This is a genomic window from Streptomyces sp. NPDC005151, assembly GCF_053599875.1.
Window position 1 is genome coordinate 13,951 of record NZ_JBSFYR010000020.1, and the last position, 17,881, is coordinate 31,831.

Genomic DNA, 17,881 nt, shown 5'->3' on the forward strand with positions numbered 1-17,881 from the left:
AGTGACAGAACCGACGATACCGGCGGAGACGGGCGGCCCTGCGGCCGGGCCGGTCGTGGACGGTCATGCCTGGTCAGGACCGGTCGCGACTACGCCTGAGCAGGCATGACCGACCCACCGCAGCCGGCGCGGGCCGGGGCGGCGGTGGGCCGGGCCACCCGCGCCGAGCGGCAGCAGGCGGGCAGACCGTCGCCGGTTGCAGCCACCCACGCCCGACCGTGACCGGGCGGCAGCCGAGCGTGGCCCGACGCGACCGGTTGTGGCCGCCCGCAAGGTGACGGCTGCCCGCCTGCCGGCCGGGAGCCGTCACCTCGACGCGCCGCGCGTCAGGCCTTGCGCGCGCGAGTCGTCTTCTTCGCCACCGCCGTCTTGGCCGACTTGGCCGCCGCGCTCCCGCCGGCATCCGTCTTGGCCGTCGCCGTCTTCCGCGCAGGGGACGACTTCGCGGCCACCGTCTTCTTCGCGGCCGTCCTCCGCACCGGCTTCCGCGCTGCGGGCACCGCCGCCTCGCTCACCCGGTCCGCGTCCAGGATGCCCTGGAGGAACTTGCCCGTGTGGCTCGCCGGGACCGTCGCGACCAGCTCCGGCGTGCCCTCGGCGACCACCAGGCCACCGCCGTTGCCGCCCTCGGGACCCATGTCGATGACCCAGTCCGCGGTCTTGATGACATCGAGGTTGTGCTCGATGACGATCACCGAGTTGCCCTTGTCGACCAGTCCGGACAGCACCTTGATGAGCTTGCTGATGTCCTCGAAGTGCAGTCCGGTGGTCGGCTCGTCCAGGACGTAGACCGTGCGGCCGGTGGAGCGCTTCTGCAGCTCGCTCGCGAGCTTCACGCGCTGCGCCTCACCGCCGGAGAGCGTCGGCGCGGACTGGCCGAGCCTGACGTATCCGAGGCCCACCTCGTGGAGCGTACGGAGATGGCGGGCGATCGTCGGGACGGCCTCGAAGAACTCCAGGCCCTCCTCGATCGGCATGTCCAGCACCTCAGCGATCGACTTGCCCTTGTAGTGGACCTCCAGCGTCTCCCGGTTGTACCGCGCCCCGTGGCAGACCTCGCACGGGACGTACACATCCGGCAGGAAGTTCATCTCGATCTTGATCGTGCCGTCGCCGGAGCAGTTCTCGCAGCGGCCGCCCTTGACGTTGAAGGAGAAGCGGCCCGGCAGATAACCGCGCACCTTCGCCTCCATCGTCTCGGCGAACAGCTTGCGGACATGGTCGAAGACGCCGGTGTACGTCGCCGGGTTGGACCGGGGCGTACGGCCGATCGGCGACTGGTCGACGTGTACCACCTTGTCGACCAGGTCGTCGCCGTCGACCCGGGTGTGCCGCCCGGGGACCGACTTGGCGCCGTTCAGCTCGCGCGCCAGGTGGGTGTAGAGGATGTCGTTGACCAGGGTCGACTTCCCCGACCCCGAGACTCCGGTGACGGCCGTGAGCACCCCGAGCGGGAAGGAGACGTCGATGTCCTGGAGGTTGTTCTCCCGGGCTCCGTGCACCGTGAGCCTGCGCGTCGGGTCGACCGGGCGCCGGACGTCGGGCATCGCGATGGCCTTCTTGCCGACCAGATACTGGCCGGTGATCGACTCATCGTTGCCGAGCAGCTCCTTGAGCGAGCCGGAGTGGACCACCTTGCCGCCGTGCTCACCGGCGCCGGGGCCGATGTCGACGACCCAGTCGGCGACCTTGATGGTGTCCTCGTCGTGCTCGACGACGATGAGCGTGTTGCCCATGTCACGGAGCCGTACCAGCGTCTCGATCAGCCGGTGGTTGTCGCGCTGGTGCAGGCCGATGGACGGCTCGTCCAGCACGTACAGCACGCCGACGAGTCCGGAGCCGATCTGGGTGGCGAGCCGGATGCGCTGCGCCTCGCCACCGGACAGAGTGCCTGCCGCGCGGTTCAGCGAGAGATAGTCGAGGCCGACGTCGACGAGGAACTTCAGCCGCTCGTTGACCTCCTTGAGCACCCGCTCGGCGATCTTCTTGTCGCGGGCGTTCAGCTTCATCCGGCCGAGGAATTCGGCGCACTCGCTGATGGACATCGCGGCGACCTGGGCGATGGACTTCTCCATCACCGTGACCGCGAGGACGATCGGCTTCAGCCTGGTGCCCTCACAGGTCGGGCAGGGCACCTCGCGCATATAGCCCTCGAAGCGCTCCCTGCTGGAGTCGCTCTCGGCGTCGGAGTGCCGCCGCTTGACGAACTGCACCGCGCCCTCGAAGGCCGGGGTGGTGTACGCGCGCTCACGCCCGTACCGGTTGCGGTAGCGGACCTCGGTCTGGATCTTGTGGCCGAAGAGCAGGGCCTTCCTGGCCCGCTGAGGCAGCCCGGCCCACGGGATGTCCGTACGGAATCCGAGGGCTGTGGCGAGCGCGTCGATCTGCCGCCCGAAGTACTCCTTGGTGTGGCCGTGCGACCAGGGGTGGATCGCGCCCTCGTCGAGGGACTTCTCCTCGTCGGGGACGATCAGCTCCGGGTCGACCTCCATCCGCGTACCGATGCCCGTGCAGTCGGGGCAGGCGCCGAAGGGGGAGTTGAAGGAGAAGGAGCGCGGCTCCAGCTCTTCGAAGGAGAGGTCGTCGTACGGGCAGTAGAGGTGCTCGGAGTACATCCGCTCACGCTCGGGGTCGTCCTCGGGGAGGTCGACGAAGTCGAGCACGACCATGCCGCCGGAGAGCCCGAGCGCGGTCTCGACCGAGTCGGTCAGCCGGCGCTTGGCGCCGTCCTTCACCGTGAGACGGTCGATGACCACCTCGATGGTGTGCTTCTCCTGCTTCTTCAGCGCGGGCGGCTCGGAGAGGTGGATGGTCTCACCGTCGACCCGGGCCCTGCTGTAGCCCTTGGTCTGCAGATCTGCGAAGAGGTCGACGAACTCGCCCTTGCGCTCGCGCACCAGCGGCGACAACACCTGGAAGCGGCTGCCCTCGGGCAGGCCGAGCACCTTGTCGACGATGGCCTGCGGCGACTGGCGGGAGATGGGGCGGGAGCACTCGGGGCAGTGCGGCTTGCCGATCCGGGCGAAGAGCAGCCGGAGGTAGTCGTACACCTCGGTGATCGTGCCGACCGTCGAGCGCGGGTTGCGCGAGGTCGACTTCTGGTCGATGGAGACGGCGGGCGACAGGCCCTCGATGAAATCGACGTCCGGCTTGTCCATCTGGCCGAGGAACTGCCGGGCGTACGAGGAGAGCGACTCCACGTACCGGCGCTGGCCCTCGGCGAAGATCGTGTCGAACGCGAGAGACGACTTACCCGACCCGGAGAGCCCGGTGAAGACGATGAGGGAGTCGCGGGGAAGGTCGAGCGAGACGTTCTTGAGGTTGTGCTCGCGAGCGCCACGGACGATGAGACGGTCGGTCACGCCGGTCCGCACCTTTCTAGAGAGAAATGGGGGAACTGAGCCCCTGTCCCAGGATATGGGGGGCGCCACAGCGGTGTACGAAGCTTTTTCGACTCCGAGCGTATAGCACGCGCATTCGATTTATGGACGGTCGACAACTCCTTCACCCGAACGAGTGCCGAGGCTAGGCTCGGCCGCATGATTGATCACGCGCACGACCTGGCAGCCGTACGTGAAGCGACGGATCGGCTGCTCAGCGCGACGGTGAAACTGGACGACGTCACCGCCGCCGAACCGTCACGGCTGCCCGGCTGGAGCCGGGGCCATGTCCTGGCACACCTTTCCCGTAACGCCGACGCGCTCGTAAATGTTCTCCAGGGCCGTCCCATGTACGCAGACAGCGAAACCCGCGACCGGGACATCGAGCGCGACGCACCCCGGCCGCTCACCGAACAGCTGGCCGATCTGCGCGAGAGCTCGGCCCGCTTCCTGGCCGCCGCCGCCGAGCCGGCCGACTGGTCCCGCACCATCACGATGCGCAACGGCGTGACCGACTCCGCCTCCCGGGTCCCCTTCCGCCGCTGGATCGAGGTCGAGCTGCACCATGTCGACCTGGGAATCGGCTACGAGCTCGAGGACCTTCCGGACGAATTCGTGGCCCGTGAGATCGACTTCCTCGCGGAGCGGTTCGGCCGTCACCCGGAGGTCGTCTCCACGGGTCTGGCCACCGACGACGGCCGGATCTGGACCACGGGTGGCGGCGCCGAGGGCCCGGCCGTCGCGGTCCGCGGCCCGGCGCCGGAGCTGCTCGGCTGGCTCGCCGGACGCCGCGACGGCTCGGCGCTGAAGGTCGACGGCGGCCCTCTCCCCGTGCTGCCGCCGCTATAGGCTGAGACGTATGACGTACAGCGGAGCGGTCAGGGTCGGCGGACCTGCGGATGTACACGAGTTGACGGACCTGATGATCTCCAAGGTCGCCGTCGGCCCGATGAACAACAACGCGTATCTGCTGCGCTGCCGGGCCACCGGCGAGCAGCTCCTGATCGACGCGGCCGCCGACGCCCCCACCCTGCTGCGGCTGATCGGTGACGACTCCATCGCGTCCGTCGTCACCACCCATCAGCACGGCGACCACTGGCAGGCGCTGGGCGAGGTGGTGGCGGCCACCGGTGCGCGTACCTACGCGGGGCGGTACGACGCCGAGGGCATTCCGGTCCCGACCGATGTGCTGGTCGACGACAACGACACGATCCGGGTGGGGCAGGTCACCCTGACCGCGCGCCATCTGGTCGGTCACACCCCGGGCTCCATCGCGCTGGTCTACGACGACCCGCACGGCGCCCCGCATCTGTTCACCGGGGATTGCCTCTTCCCCGGCGGGGTCGGCAATACCCGCAAGGACCCCGAGGCGTTCGCGAGCCTGCTCCACGACGTGGAGACCAAGCTCTTCGACGTGCTGCCCGACGAGACCTGGGTCTATCCGGGCCACGGCCACGACACGACGCTCGGCGACGAGCATCCGCAGCTGCCCGAGTGGCGCGCACGCGGCTGGTGACGGCAGCTGCAGGGGCGCTCTCCACCCGTACAAACACCGGCCGGGGCGGGCAACGGACAGTTGCGCGCCCCGGCCGGTGCCGGTTCCTGCCCGGCCGGACGGCCGCCGGGCCGTCCGCCGCGGTCAGGCGTCGATGCTGGAACCTTTGTCCGCGGCCTTGTCCGCTTCCGCGGCCGCCTCGGCCTGCTCCTGCTTCTTGTTGGCGATGAGGCTGGTGATCGTGGTGATCACCAGCACGCCGCAGATGACGCCGAGCGAGACCGGGATCGAGATCTCGGGGACATGCGCCCCGGACTCGTGCAGGGCGTGCAGCACCAGCTTGACGCCGATGAAGCCGAGGATGACCGAGAGCCCGTAGCTGAGGTGGACCAGCTTCTTCAGCAGACCGCCGATGAGGAAGTACAACTGCCGCAGCCCCATAAGGGCGAAGGCGTTGGCGGTGAAGACGATGTACGGGTCCTGGGTCAGGCCGAAGATCGCGGGGATGGAGTCCAGGGCGAACAGCACATCGGTGGTGCCGATGGCGAGCATGACGATCATCAGCGGCGTCAGGACGCGCTTGCCGTTGTTACGGATGAAGAGCTTGGTGCCGTGGTATCGGTCGGCGACCCCGAAGCGGCGCTCGATCGTCTTGAGGAGACGGTTCTCCTCGAACTCGTCCTCCTCCTCACCGGCCCGCGCCTCCTGGATGAGCTTCCAGGCGGTGTAGATCAGGAACGCGCCGAAGATGTAGAAGACCCACGAGAAGTTGGCGATGACCGCGGCGCCCGCGGCGATGAAGATCGCTCGCAGAACCAGCGCGATCAGCACGCCGACCAGCAGCACGCGCTGCTGGAGATGGGACGGCACCGAGAACTTCGCCATGATCAGGACGAAGACGAAGAGGTTGTCCACGCTGAGCGACTTCTCGGTGATGAACCCGGCGAAGAACTGGCCCGATGCCTGGCTCTCGCCGAACACGAGCAGGCCGAGTCCGAAGAGCACGGCCAGCGCGATCCAGACGATCGTCCAGATTCCGGCTTCCTTCGTCGTCACGTCATGAGGCTTGCGCCCGATGAAGAAGTCGACGGCGATAAGGGCTGACAGACCAAGAATGGTCAGCACCCAGAGGGTCCACGAAACGTCCACTGCGCCTCCGGCAGTTCGCTACGGCTACTGATCAGCGTCGTCGCTGCCGGAGGTCTCTTCCACCCGGGTGCACAGGCTGCGCACCACGGGCCGGCGCCCCGGGACCGGTCACAGTCCGTACTGACGGGCACGCCGCGTATGGGAGTACTCCCCTCCGCCCAAAGAACAGTACAGGGAACACCAAGGGAAGGTAAAGAAGAGGGTAAAGATTCCTCAAAAGAGCAGGTCAGGGGTGTTGATATGTAGTTGCCGCCGCTCAGGGGCGCCGGGGGTGGCGGGCCGCGGCCACCCTGGCGAGCACCTGCTCAAGCACCCGGCTGCCGGGCGGCATCCTCAGCGGCTCGTACGTCCAGGCGTGGCCCACCCAGGGATCGGCCAGGTGGTCGTCGGCGACCGGGGTGATCCGGAGCAGCGAGCGCCACAGCGGGTCGAGCACCGGCCCGTACTCGCCGGCGTCCTCGCGGTCCGCGACCATCAGCAGATGGACGCCGACCGAGGGCCCCTCGTCTGCGAGGTAACGCAGCTGGGTGACGGCCCGGTCGTCGAAGCCGTGCGGGAAGTCGTTGACGATCAGTAGCTGCTCGCCGGTGTCGAGGTCCGGCGGAAGCGAATCGGCGGCGCCGGCCCGGATCGCCATCTGCACCAGGTCGACGCGCCGGGTGAGCTGTGCCAGGACCGAGGCCACTCCCCCGGCTCCGGCGGCGGGCGGCCCGGCGAGGGCCCCGGATCCGACCAGGGGGGCGAGCGCTCCGGCCGCCGAGCCCGCGGGGTCGATGACATGGACGGAGAACTCGTCGGCCGGGTAGACGGCCAGCAGCCGGGCCGCGTGCGCGACCGCGTTCTCCATGGCCAGGCGGCGCAGTTGGGCGGTATCCATCAGGGCTGCGGCCTCGGAGGCCGTACGGCCGCTGTCGACCCAGATCCCGCGCTCCAGAGGGAGCCGGACCAGTAGCGGGATTCGCAGGTCGGGGCTCTCGGGCAGATGGAGGTCGCCGATGCGCAGCGCCATGGGGATCTCCATCGGGACGCGATAGGCGTGCCAGACGGGGTTGTCCCATCCCGCGTACGCGGCGGGGAGTGCGGGTTCCACGACTGCGGCCTCGGCGGCGAGTTGGGCGAGGTCGCGATCGAGGACCTCGCGGGCCCGGGCGGTCAGCTCGTCGCGCTTGGCGCGGGCCTGTTCGCGGGCCCGGTCGCCAGCGCCGCCGATCCGGTTGCGCGGGTCGGACAGGGTCCGGTCGAGCTCCTGGTCCATGCGGGACTCTGCGAAGTCGACGGCGCTGCGGTACGCGGCGGTGGTGCGGGCCAGGTCCTCGAACATGCCCCAGATCTGGTTGTAGAGGCGCTCCTCCATGGACCAGCCGGTCGCGTCCCCGGCGACGGGCCGGGCGGGGCGGCCCGGCTCGGCGGGCGGCGCGGTGAGAGGGGGCGGCGGGGGCGCGGATGCCTGGCGGCGCGGGTGCGCGTAGTCGATGGGGCCGCCCGTCGTGGCCGCGGACGGTGGAATGGTGGGCTCGGCGAGCGGCTCGGCGGGCTGGGCGGCCGTCGGCGGCGCGACGGGAGGCAGTCGGCCGTCCGAGGGCGGTACGGGGCCCGTGCCGTGACCGACCCGGTCGCCGTCCGGGGTGCGCGGCGGGGGCGGTGCGACCGAGCGGGCCATCGCGCGGGCGACGGCGTCCTGGATCGAGCGGGCCAGCTCGGCCGCCTGCGTCAGGCCCTGGTCGGCGAGCATGGCGGCGAGGCCGTCCACATAGCCCTGACCGACGGCGCGGACCTTCCAGGCGCCCTGGCGGCGGTAGAGCTCCAGGGCGGTGACCGCGGACTCGGTGTCCAGGCCGGTGAGGGTGAAGGTGGCGATCTCGCCGCCTTCGAGCCCGGTGACGGCGACGAACGGTGAGGCGACCGCGCCGAACCGGACCGGGCCGCCGACGCCCGTGGGCAGGGCCAGCAGCACGGTGACCCGGTGCACCGAAGCCGGCAGGGCATCGAGGTCCACGGCGAGCCGGTGGTCGGCAGCGGCCTGTCCGGACACCTTGAGCCCGGGCAGCTGGGGCGATCCCGGGTGGGCGACCCACTCGGTGCCGTGCACGGTGCCGTTCTCGTCGCCGAGCGTGGCACCGGCCACGACGGGCGTGCCGGCCGATACCCGGATCTCCAGACGGGTCTGGGGCAAGGTGTGGTTCTGCCCCCGGACCAGCTCGGCCGTCATTGCCCTGTCCCCTCGATGAGTTGCTGCTGCGTGGTGCGGTGTCGTGCGGTGCGCCCGCGATGTGGTGCAGCTCCCGGCGGCCGATGCCTCCGGGAGCTGCGCGTACCGATGTCGACCGGCTGGTCCGGCCGTGCCTACAGGTGCGGCAGGATCGCCGGCATCAGGTCCTGGAAGGTGCGGCCGTTGGCCGGGTTGCCGAGGGCGGTCATCTGCCACCCGTTCCCCGAACGGTGCACCTTCGCCATGATCTGGGCGGTGTACTGCCCGCCGCCGTCCAGCGTGTACCGGGCGAGCTCCTGGCCGTTGGTCTCGTCGACGATACGACAGAAGGCGTTCTGCACCTCCTGGAACGTCTGGCCGGTGAAGGAGTTCACCGTGAAGACGATCTGGTCGATGTGGACCGGCACCCGCTGCAGATCGACGAGGATCGCCTCGTCGTCGCCGCCCGAACCGGCGCCGCCGACCACGTTGTCCCCGGTGTGCCTGACCGAGCCGTCGTCACTGACGAGGTGCTGGAAGAAGACGACGTCGACCGGCCGCTTGTCGGCGAACAGCACCGCCGAGGCGTCCAGGTCGATCTCCCGGGTGCGTGAGCCGAACAGACCCCGGCGCGGCGCCGCCTGCCAGCCGAGCCCCATCCGTACCGCGGTCAGGGTCCCCCCGTCGCTCTTCTGCAGGTTGATGGCCTGACCCTTGGTCATATTGACCGTCACGCGCTGTCCCCTCTCCGCTGTCCCCGCAACCGTCCTTGCGCGGTCTTCCAGCACCCTACGCAGTCACACAACCGGCGTAGCGGATCCGGGCCGTTTTGTGTCGGTCCTGCAACACACCAGGTGCGGTGGAGTCAGGCCAGACCCGCCTCCCGCATCTGGCGCAGCTCCTTCTTCAACTCACCGACCTCGTCGCGCAGTCGGGCCGCCACTTCGAACTGCAGGTCGGCGGCGGCCGCCCGCATCCGGTCGGTCATCTCCTCGATGATTCCGGCGAGTTCGGTGGCGGGCCGGTCAGTGACCACCGCGCCGGCCTTCTTGGCTCCGGCCGCCTTTCCTGCCCTGCCCGCCTTGCCGCTGAGCGCGGGAACGGGCGCCTTGGCGGCCTTCCCCTGGCGGTAGCCGGTGCCGAGCAGCTCCTCGGTGTCGATCTCCTCGCGGGCGATTGTCGCGACGATGTCGTTGATCTTCTTGCGCAGCGGCTGGGGGTCGAGGCCGCGCTCGGTGTTGTAGGCGATCTGCTTCTCGCGACGGCGATTGGTCTCGTCGATGGCCTGCGCCATCGCCGGGGTGATCTTGTCCGCGTACATATGGACCTGCCCCGACACGTTACGGGCGGCGCGCCCGATGGTCTGGATCAGGGACGTCCCCGAGCGCAGGAAGCCCTGCTTGTCCGCGTCGAGGATGGCCACGAGCGACACCTCGGGCAGGTCGAGGCCCTCACGCAGGAGGTTGATGCCGACCAGGACGTCGTACTCCCCGGCCCGCAGTTCGCGGAGCAGCTCGATGCGGCGGAGCGTGTCGACGTCGCTGTGGAGATATCGGACCTGGATGCCCAGCTCCAGGAAGTAGTCCGTGAGATCCTCGGACATCTTCTTGGTGAGGGTGGTGACCAGGACCCGCTCGTCCTTCTCGGTGCGCTTGCGGATCTCGTGCACCAGGTCGTCGATCTGGCCCTCGGTGGGCTTGACGACGACCTCCGGGTCGACGAGGCCGGTGGGGCGGATGATCTGCTCCACGAACCCGTCGCCGCGGGACAGCTCGTACTTGCCCGGGGTGGCGGAGAGATAGACGGTCTGACCGATCCGCTCCGTGAACTCCTCCCACCTCAGGGGGCGGTTGTCGAGGGCGGACGGCAGCCGGAAGCCGTGGTCGACGAGGCTGCGCTTGCGGGAGGCGTCACCCTCGTACATCGCGCCGATCTGCGGCACGGTGACATGCGACTCGTCGATGACGAGCAGGAAGTCCTCGGGGAAGTAGTCGAGGAGGGTGTTGGGGGCGGTGCCGGGCTCGCGGCCGTCCATGTGCATCGAGTAGTTCTCGATGCCGGAGCAGGTGCCGATCTGGCGCATCATCTCGATGTCGTACGTGGTGCGCATCCGCAGCCGCTGGGCCTCCAGCAGCTTGCCCTGCTTCTCCAGCTCGTCGAGGCGCTCCTGCAGCTCCTGCTCGATGCCGTTGACCGCCTTCTCCATGCGCTCCGGGCCCGCCACGTAGTGGCTGGCGGGGAAGACGTAGAGCTCGCGGTCCTCGCTGATCACCTCGCCGGTGAGGGGATGGAGCGTGGAGAGCGCCTCGATCTCGTCGCCGAACATCTCGATGCGGACGGCGAGCTCCTCGTAGACCGGGAAGATCTCGATGGTGTCGCCGCGCACCCGGAAGGTGCCACGGGTGAACGCGATGTCGTTGCGCGTGTACTGGATCTCGACGAAGCGGCGCAGCAGCTGGTCGCGGTCGATCTCCTCCCCCACCGTGAGCGGGACCATGCGGTCCACGTACTCCTGCGGCGTACCGAGGCCGTAGATGCAGGAGACCGAGGCGACCACGATGACGTCGCGGCGGGTGAGCAGCGAGTTCGTCGCGGAGTGGCGCAGTCGCTCGACCTCGTCGTTGATCGACGAGTCCTTCTCGATGTAGGTGTCCGACTGCGGGATGTACGCCTCGGGCTGGTAGTAGTCGTAGTACGAGACGAAGTACTCGACGGCGTTGTTGGGGAGCAGCTCGCGAAACTCGTTCGCCAGCTGGGCGGCGAGCGTTTTGTTCGGCGCCATCACCAGGGTGGGGCGCTGCAGCTTCTCGATCATCCAGGCGGTGGTCGCCGACTTACCGGTGCCGGTCGCGCCGAGCAGCACGACATCCTTCTCACCTGCCCGGATACGCCGCTCCAGCTCGGCGATGGCAGCGGGCTGGTCACCGCTGGGCTGGTAGGGACTGACGACCTCGAAAGGCGCCACCGAACGTTCGATCTTCGAAACGGGCCGCATGCAACCACGGTACGACCCCCCACTGACAACCGGGCCCGGTCACCAGTCCCGGGGCGGCGGGGAGTCCCGGTGCCGCGACTGGAACGACGCCGGGTCGGCGTGGGTACCGAAGCGCGGGACCTGGCGCTGGACGGGGATGCCGGGGGGCCGACCGGCGCCGACGCCGTTCCGGGGGTCGTCCCAGTCCGGGGAACCCATCACCACCAGAGGATCGAACATGACGACCACCGCGGCGAGCAGGAGGAAGCAGGCCGGGCCGATCATGAGCGGGATCAGGGCCGAGATCGGCCCGCTGCCGGTCACGGAATCCGCGACGGCCGCGGGGTGCAAATGGACGCTGAGCGCGGCCATGCCCGTGTAGTGCATCCCGCTCACGGCCAGGCCCATCACCACGCTGGCGCCGAGGCTGGGCAGGAAGCCGTGGATGGAGACGGCCGACCACAGTGCGGTCGTGGAGGCGACCACGGCGATGACGACGGAAAGCGAAACGGTGAGCGTGTCGTACTCGAGCGTTCCCTGGAGGCGCATGCCGGCCATGCCGAGATAGTGCATGGTGGCCACGCCGAGTCCGGTGATGGTGCCGCCGGTGACCAGGGCCATGGAGGTGGCGCCCCGGTAGCCGACGATGAAGATGCCGATACCGACCATGACGATCGCGATGGCCAGGCTGGCGAACGTGATCGGGGCGTCGTAGCCGATCGAGGTCCCGTCGACGCTGAAGCCCATCATCGCGATGAAGTGCATCGTCCATATGCCGGAGCCGATGGAGGTGGCCCCGAGGGCGAGCCAGCCGGCCTTGAAGGAACGCTCGGTGCGCAGCGATCGCGTCGTGCAGCGCAGTCCGAGGGCCGCGCCGAGGCACGCCATGAGGAACGCCGCAATGGGCGTCACCACTCCATAGCTGAAACCGTCGATTATGCCCTGCATGCTCGTACGCCCTTCGAGGAAGCCCGGGTTCGGGGTGACCCTAAGGCGCAAGTCCCGGCAAACAAACAGAACAGCTGCATTTTATCGACATGGAAACCGGCCCGTGACTCCGTCCTGCCTGCCGCGTTCACGTGATGGCCACCCTTCGCCCGCCCCTCGTCGGGTGGCGGCTGTCACACCCGGCCCGTCCGTCACTCTGCCGCAAGGAGTACACGTGCACGCACGCACCGCAACCGTCTCCCTCACTGCCGCCGCCCTGCTGGGCATCGGCGCGCTGCTGCTTCCCACCCCCCATTTACCGGCCACGGACACCGGCTCGGCCACGGGAACGGAGACAGTGACCGGCATCCGGACGGTCGGCGCCCGGGCCACCGGGGCGCCCGCAGCGGCCCCGGTCGTCTTCGCCCACCGGGGCGCCTCGGCGTACGCGCCGGAGAACACCCTGGCCGCCGTCGACAGGGCCGACCGCCTCGGCTTCGACTGGGTGGAGAACGATGTCCAGCTCACCAGGGACGGTGTGCCGGTCGTCATCCACGACACCGGTCTGAAGCGGACCACCGACGTCGAGGACGTCTTCCCGGACCGTGCGCCGTGGGCGGTCAAGGACTTCACGGCCGCGGAGATCGCCCGGCTGGACGCGGGCAGCTGGTTCGGTGCGCGGTACACCGGGACCCGGGTCCCCACGCTCACGCAGTACCTGGACCGGATCGGGCGCAACCGGCAGAAGCTGCTGCTGGAGATCAAGAGCCCGGAGCTCTATCCGGGCATCGAGAAGGAGACCCTGCGGGTGCTGCGCCGGGCGGGGTGGCTCGACCGCGATCACGTCAGGAGCCGACTCGTGATCCAGAGCTTCGCCGCGGGCAGTCTGAAGAAGGTCCATCAGCAGCGTCCGGACGTCACCACCGGCTTCCTCGGCACCCCTGCGATCGCCGATCTGACGTCGTACGCGGCGTTCACCGACCAGATCAACCCGTCGTACACGTCGATCGGCGCCGGCTACGTCGCCGCTGTGCACGCGCGGAAGGGCGCGCACGGCAAGAAGCTCAGGGTCAACACCTGGACGGTCAACGATGCGGCGACCGCCGCGAAGGTGGACCTCCTCGGCGTGGACGGGATCATCACCAACACCCCTGATGTGGTGCGCAAGGCGACCGGCTGACGACCGGAGGGAGCATCCCGCCCCCCGTTGTCAGTGGCCGGCCGTACGGTGGATTCCATGAACAGCAACGGGGGTGCTGACGGAGGCGATGCCGGCGGCAGGGTCGAGTGGGCCGTCGTCGGGAGCGACATCGGGCCGCTGCTGCTTGCCGCGACCGACGCAGGGCTGGTGAGCGTGGTCTTCCACGCCGGGCCCGCCGTGCGGGACAGGGCGGTCGGGCAGTTGCGCACCCGTCTCGGGACGGAGCCGGTGGAGGCGCCCGGTTCCGGGCGCCTCGCCGAGCCGATACGCCAGCTCGCGGAGTACTTCGCCGGCTCGTTGCGGGAGTTCTCGCTCGACCTGGACTGGTCGCTGACTACGGGCTTCAACCGCCAGGTGCTCCGCGAGCTGGCGACGGGTGTGCCGTACGGAACAGTCGTCGGGTACGGGGACCTCGCCGAGCGGGCTGGGCAGCCGGGCGCGGCGCAGGCGGTCGGGGCGGCCATGGGGTCCAACCCACTGCCCGTGGTGGTGCCCTGTCACCGGGTGGTGGAGAGCGACGGCGGACTCGGCGGGTTCGGCGGCGGCCTGGAGACCAAGCGGCAGCTGCTGGCGCTGGAAGGGGTTCTGCCGCAGCCGCTGTTCTGAGCCCGCGTGCCCCGACCGGGCCGGAACCCGTTTTCGTACCCACCTGCGAGCTGGCACACTCCGTCAGTGACCAACACCCTCGATGCACCTGACTCCCCCGCCGGCCCCGGCGAACCGGGCGGACCCCCCACCGGGGCCGCACCCATCACAGCGGCGGAGCTGCCCGCTCTTCGGCGCAGGACGTCCGCGGTACTGATCGCCTCTCAGATCCTCGGCGGCCTCGGTGTGCCCATCGGTATCGCCCTGGCCCCCGTGCTGGCGACGAAAGTGAGCGGCTCCGAGGCGCTGTCCGGTCTCGCGCCGACCGCGTCGGTGACCGGCACGGCGCTGCTGTCGTTGCCGCTGGCCGCGCTGATGACCTCGCGGGGCCGACGCCCCGGACTCGTTCTCGCGTATCTGATCGGTGCGCTGGGCGCGGGCCTGGTGGTCGTGGCTGCCGTCGTGGACAGTTTCCCGTTGCTGCTGCTCGGCATGGCCGGATTCGGTGCCGGTTCGTCGGCCAATCTGCAGGCGCGGTTCGCCGCCGCCGACCTGGCCGAGCCGGACCGTCGCGGCCGGGCGATATCCACCGTCATCTGGGCCACCACGATCGGTTCGGTCCTCGGCCCCAACATCGCGGCTCCGGCGGGCCGGGTCTTCCGGTCCACGTCCATACCCGAGACGGCCGGACCGTTCCTCTGGGCTGCCGGGATCTTCCTGCTCGCCGCGGTGGTGGTCGCGGTGCTGCTGCGGCCCGATCCGCTGCTCACCGCGCGTGCGCTGGCCCCGCAGGACAGCCGGTCCGCGGGCGGCCGTTCGCTGCGGGCGGGCATCGCGGCGGTGCGGGCCTCGCCGATGGCCCGGCTGGCGCTGGTGACGGTGGCCGGATCGCACACCGCAATGGTGTCCATCATGGTGATGACCCCGGTCGATCTGGGTCACCACGGCGCGGACCTGCAACTGATCGGTCTGGTCATCAGCGGCCACATCGCGGGCATGTACGCGTTCTCACCGGTGATGGGCTGGCTCTCCGACCGCTTCGGACGGCTCACCGTGATCGGTCTGGCCGTCGGGCTGCTGTCCTGCGCCGCGCTGCTGGCCGGCACCGCCGGTCCCAGTCATGGCCAGACGGCCGCCGGTCTGTTCGTGCTCGGGCTCGGCTGGTCGGCGGGCCTGGTGGCCGGTTCGGCGCTCCTCACCGACTCCGTGCCGCAGCCCGCCCGCGCCGCCGTGCAGGGTCTGTCGGACCTGACCATGAACACGGCGGCGGGCATCGGCGGTGCGGTCGCCGGGGTGATCGTCTCCCAGGCGGGTTACGGCTGGCTGAACGCGGCCGGCGCCTGTCTGTTGCTGCCGATGGCGGCACTGGCGCTGCGCCGGGCGCTGTCCCGGCCCGCCACCACCTGACCGGGCCGCGGGACCGGACCACTTGGACCGGCCGGCGATTGGGGGGCGGCACCGGACCGCAGGCGCCCGCCGGGCAGGCGCCTGGTGCTCAGAGGCTGATGTGGTACGCCTTGCGCAGCGTCTCGTGCACGGTCCACGTCGTACGGTCGCCCTCGCGCAGGACGCAGGCGTCACCCGGGCCGATCTCCAGCGTCTCGCCGTCCTCGACCACGACGGTCGCACGCCCGCTGACGACCACGAACAGCTCGTTGGCCTCGGTGTCGGTGACCACGCCGGGCGTGATCTGCCAGATGCCCCGCAGCTGCTTGCCGTCCGGCGACTCCCAGAGCACCTTGCCGGTCACCACGGGCTCGCCCGAGACGATCTGCGCGGGGTCGAGCGGTTCCGGTTCGAGGTCGGCGTCCGGGATGTGCACGGCGAAGGAAGCGGGAACTTGATCAATTGTGGTCATGGTCGGTCACCCTAGCGACCGCGTCGGGACGTCGTGCCATCAGGACCGGCTGGAAGAAGCCCGGCCCGTCGTTCTCGTGCGAGTGCGCCGTCCGGTTGCTGCGGTGGTGTCGACGTGGTGCTCGTGGCGCGGACGTCGGCGTCGAGCGACGTGTCACGAAAGGGAAGGGAAGGTAAGGGCCCACAGTCGGCGGCTGTTCGGCTCCCGGGACACGTTTGAGGTCGGACCGCCCGCGACAGGGATGTGGACATGTCACCGAACGCGCCGCAGCGCACCCACCTGTACGCACCGGCCCTCTCCACCGAGGTACGGGAAGCTCTCGCCGCGCACCGCCCCGTCGTGGCACTGGAGTCGACGATCATCGCGCACGGTCTGCCGCGACCCCGGAATCTACGGGTCGCGGAAGAGCTGGAAGAGCTCGTACGGTCCGCGGGAGCTGTCCCCGCAACCATCGCCGTACTGAACGGAAGGGCCCATGTCGGCCTGGACAAGTCCGAGTTGGAGCGGGTCGCCGGAGATCCGACGATGCGGAAGCTCGGGCACCGGGACCTCGCTCCGGCGCTGGCGACGGGAGCGAGCGGGGCGACGACCGTGTCCGCGACGGCGTTCCTCGCGGCCCGCGCCGGGCTGCGCGTCTTCGCGACGGGCGGCCTCGGCGGTGTACACCGGGAGTGGACCGAGACCCAGGACGAGTCCGCGGATCTCCGGCTGCTCGCACGGACCGACATCACCGTGGTGTGTGCGGGCGTGAAGTCGATCCTGGACGTCCCCGCCACGCTGCAGCGCCTGGAGACGCTCGGGGTCGGAGTGCTCGGCTACCGCACGGAGCACTTCCCCGGCTTCTATCTCAGCAGTTCGGGGGAGCCGGTGGACTGGACGGTGCGCACGCCCGAGGAGGTCGCAGAAGTGATGCGGGCCGGGGACACGCTCGGCGGTCCCCCCACGGCGCTGATCGTCGCCAACCCCGTACCGCAGAAGGACCAGCTGGATCCCGCGCTGCACGACCGCGTACTGGCGGAGGCGCTGGACGCGTGCCGGGAGCGCGGCATCGTGGGCCAGGCCGTCACACCCTTCCTGCTCGACCATCTGATGCGGCAGACCGAAGGGGCGTCGCTGGAGGCCAACGTGGCGGCGGTACGCGGAAACGTATCGCTTGCGGCGCGGATCGCCATCTCCTGGGCCAGGATCCACGAGGGACCGCGGGAGCGGGACTCGGCAGGATCCCAGTGACCGGCGGCGGCCTTCTCGTCGTCGGGGACGTGGTCACGGACGTGGTGGCCCGCCATTTCTCGCCACTCGTCCACGGCACGGACACGGCGGCCCGGATCAGCACGCTGCCGGGCGGGGCCGGCGCCAATGCCGCCTGCTGGGCGGCGCGTTCGGGCTGTCGGGACGTGCGACTGGTGGCGCGGGTGGGCGCGGACTCCGCGGCCTGGCACGAGGATGTGCTGCGGCGGGCGGGGGTGCGTCCTCTGCTGGTGGTGGACGACGGGGCGCCGACCGCCACCGTCGTCGCGCTCGTCGACTCCGCGGCCGAACGCACCTTCCTCACCGACAGCGGCGCCGTGCTGCGCCTCTCCCCCGCCGACTGGTCGCCGTCCCTGCTCGACGGCATCGCACATCTGCATCTCTCCGGCTATCTCCTCTTCGCCGCGACGAGCCGCGCGACGGCCCTGCTCGCCCTGCGGGAGGCCCGGCGGCGGAACATCCCGGCGAGCGTGGATCCAGCCTCCGCGGGCTTCCTCGCCGAACTCGGCGTCGACACGTTCCTGACGGCCGTGGAGGGAGCGGAGCTGCTGCTGCCGAACGCGGACGAGGCCCGGCTGCTCACCGGACTCCCCGAACCGGCTGACGCCGCCGCCAAGCTGAGCCTGATGTTCCCTCGGGTCGTCGTCACCCTGGGCGAGGAGGGCGCCCTGCTCGCCGCCGGAGGGACGGTGACCGGACGCGTTCCGGCCGTTGCGGTGCGCGCAGCGGTGGACTCCACCGGGGCGGGCGACGCGTTCACCGGAGGATTCCTCGCGGCGCGGCTGGCAGGGGCGGACGAGGTCACGGCCGCGGCGGCGGGCTGCCGGTCGGGGGCCGAGGCGGTCGCCACGGTCGGCGGCCGACCCGGCGGGTGAC

14 protein-coding genes are annotated in these 17,881 nt (G+C 70.1%); 7 read left to right on the forward strand and 7 right to left on the reverse strand.

Going from position 1 to position 17,881, the window contains the following annotated elements; translation table 11 throughout:
• Positions 1 to 326 precede the first annotated feature (326 nt).
• Positions 327 to 3,362, reverse strand: a complete 3,036-nt coding sequence (gene uvrA / locus ACWD6R_RS13825; RefSeq protein ID WP_451818874.1) for an excinuclease ABC subunit UvrA — start codon at positions 3,360 to 3,362, stop codon at positions 327 to 329.
• Between the two features lie 177 nt (positions 3,363 to 3,539).
• On the opposite strand from uvrA, the gene ACWD6R_RS13830 reads away from it, so the two are divergent.
• Both ACWD6R_RS13830 and ACWD6R_RS13835 read left to right on the forward strand, forming a co-directional pair.
• Positions 3,540 to 4,229, forward strand: a complete 690-nt coding sequence (locus ACWD6R_RS13830) for a maleylpyruvate isomerase family mycothiol-dependent enzyme (protein WP_451818875.1) — start codon at positions 3,540 to 3,542, stop codon at positions 4,227 to 4,229.
• 10 nt (positions 4,230 to 4,239) lie between these two features.
• Positions 4,240 to 4,896, forward strand: a complete 657-nt coding sequence (locus ACWD6R_RS13835) for an MBL fold metallo-hydrolase (protein WP_451818876.1) — start codon at positions 4,240 to 4,242, stop codon at positions 4,894 to 4,896.
• 123 nt (positions 4,897 to 5,019) lie between these two features.
• Here the strand turns inward: ACWD6R_RS13835 and ACWD6R_RS13840 are convergent, their stop codons facing one another.
• The 5 genes from ACWD6R_RS13840 to ACWD6R_RS13860 all read right to left on the reverse strand — a co-directional run bounded on the left by ACWD6R_RS13840 (position 5,020) and on the right by ACWD6R_RS13860 (position 12,134).
• Positions 5,020 to 6,024, reverse strand: coding sequence for a TerC family protein (locus tag ACWD6R_RS13840; RefSeq protein WP_451818877.1), 1,005 nt, complete (start codon positions 6,022 to 6,024; stop codon positions 5,020 to 5,022).
• A 256-nt stretch (positions 6,025 to 6,280) separates the two neighbouring features.
• Positions 6,281 to 8,233, reverse strand: a complete 1,953-nt coding sequence (locus ACWD6R_RS13845; protein WP_451818878.1) for a TerD family protein — start codon at positions 8,231 to 8,233, stop codon at positions 6,281 to 6,283.
• A 134-nt stretch (positions 8,234 to 8,367) separates the two neighbouring features.
• Complete coding sequence (locus ACWD6R_RS13850; protein ID WP_451818879.1) at positions 8,368 to 8,946, reverse strand: TerD family protein; 579 nt, start codon at positions 8,944 to 8,946, stop codon at positions 8,368 to 8,370.
• Between the two features lie 131 nt (positions 8,947 to 9,077).
• Positions 9,078 to 11,207: an excinuclease ABC subunit UvrB gene (gene uvrB, locus ACWD6R_RS13855; RefSeq protein ID WP_451818880.1), complete on the reverse strand. Its 2,130-nt coding sequence runs from the start codon at positions 11,205 to 11,207 to the stop codon at positions 9,078 to 9,080.
• 39 nt (positions 11,208 to 11,246) lie between these two features.
• Entirely contained in the window at positions 11,247 to 12,134 is an 888-nt protein-coding gene (locus ACWD6R_RS13860) for an MHYT domain-containing protein (RefSeq protein WP_451818881.1), read from the reverse strand.
• Between the two features lie 214 nt (positions 12,135 to 12,348).
• Between ACWD6R_RS13860 and ACWD6R_RS13865 the strand changes: the two genes are divergently transcribed.
• The 3 genes from ACWD6R_RS13865 to ACWD6R_RS13875 all read left to right on the forward strand — a co-directional run bounded on the left by ACWD6R_RS13865 (position 12,349) and on the right by ACWD6R_RS13875 (position 15,306).
• The gene (locus ACWD6R_RS13865) at positions 12,349 to 13,293 is read left to right on the forward strand and encodes a glycerophosphodiester phosphodiesterase (RefSeq protein ID WP_451818882.1); all 945 of its coding nucleotides are present in this window, start codon (positions 12,349 to 12,351) and stop codon (positions 13,291 to 13,293) included.
• A 57-nt stretch (positions 13,294 to 13,350) separates the two neighbouring features.
• Positions 13,351 to 13,920, forward strand: coding sequence for a methylated-DNA--[protein]-cysteine S-methyltransferase (locus tag ACWD6R_RS13870; protein ID WP_451818883.1), 570 nt, complete (start codon positions 13,351 to 13,353; stop codon positions 13,918 to 13,920).
• Positions 13,921 to 13,986: 66 nt separating this feature from the next.
• Positions 13,987 to 15,306 (forward strand): MFS transporter, encoded by a 1,320-nt coding sequence (locus ACWD6R_RS13875; RefSeq protein WP_451818884.1) that lies wholly within the window; start codon positions 13,987 to 13,989, stop codon positions 15,304 to 15,306.
• An 88-nt stretch (positions 15,307 to 15,394) separates the two neighbouring features.
• Here ACWD6R_RS13875 and ACWD6R_RS13880 read toward each other — a convergent pair whose 3' ends face one another.
• A complete protein-coding gene (locus ACWD6R_RS13880) occupies positions 15,395 to 15,757 on the reverse strand; it encodes a cupin domain-containing protein (protein ID WP_451818885.1) in 363 nt (120 codons plus the stop codon).
• Positions 15,758 to 16,006: 249 nt separating this feature from the next.
• Between ACWD6R_RS13880 and ACWD6R_RS13885 the strand changes: the two genes are divergently transcribed.
• Together ACWD6R_RS13885 and ACWD6R_RS13890 are read left to right on the forward strand one after the other, a co-directional pair.
• A complete protein-coding gene (locus tag ACWD6R_RS13885) occupies positions 16,007 to 16,987 on the forward strand; it encodes a pseudouridine-5'-phosphate glycosidase (protein ID WP_451818886.1) in 981 nt (326 codons plus the stop codon).
• Entirely contained in the window at positions 16,978 to 17,880 is a 903-nt protein-coding gene (locus ACWD6R_RS13890) for a carbohydrate kinase family protein (protein WP_451818929.1), read from the forward strand. The genes ACWD6R_RS13885 and ACWD6R_RS13890 overlap by 10 nt, the downstream gene beginning before the upstream one ends.
• Position 17,881: the final 1 nt, after the last annotated feature.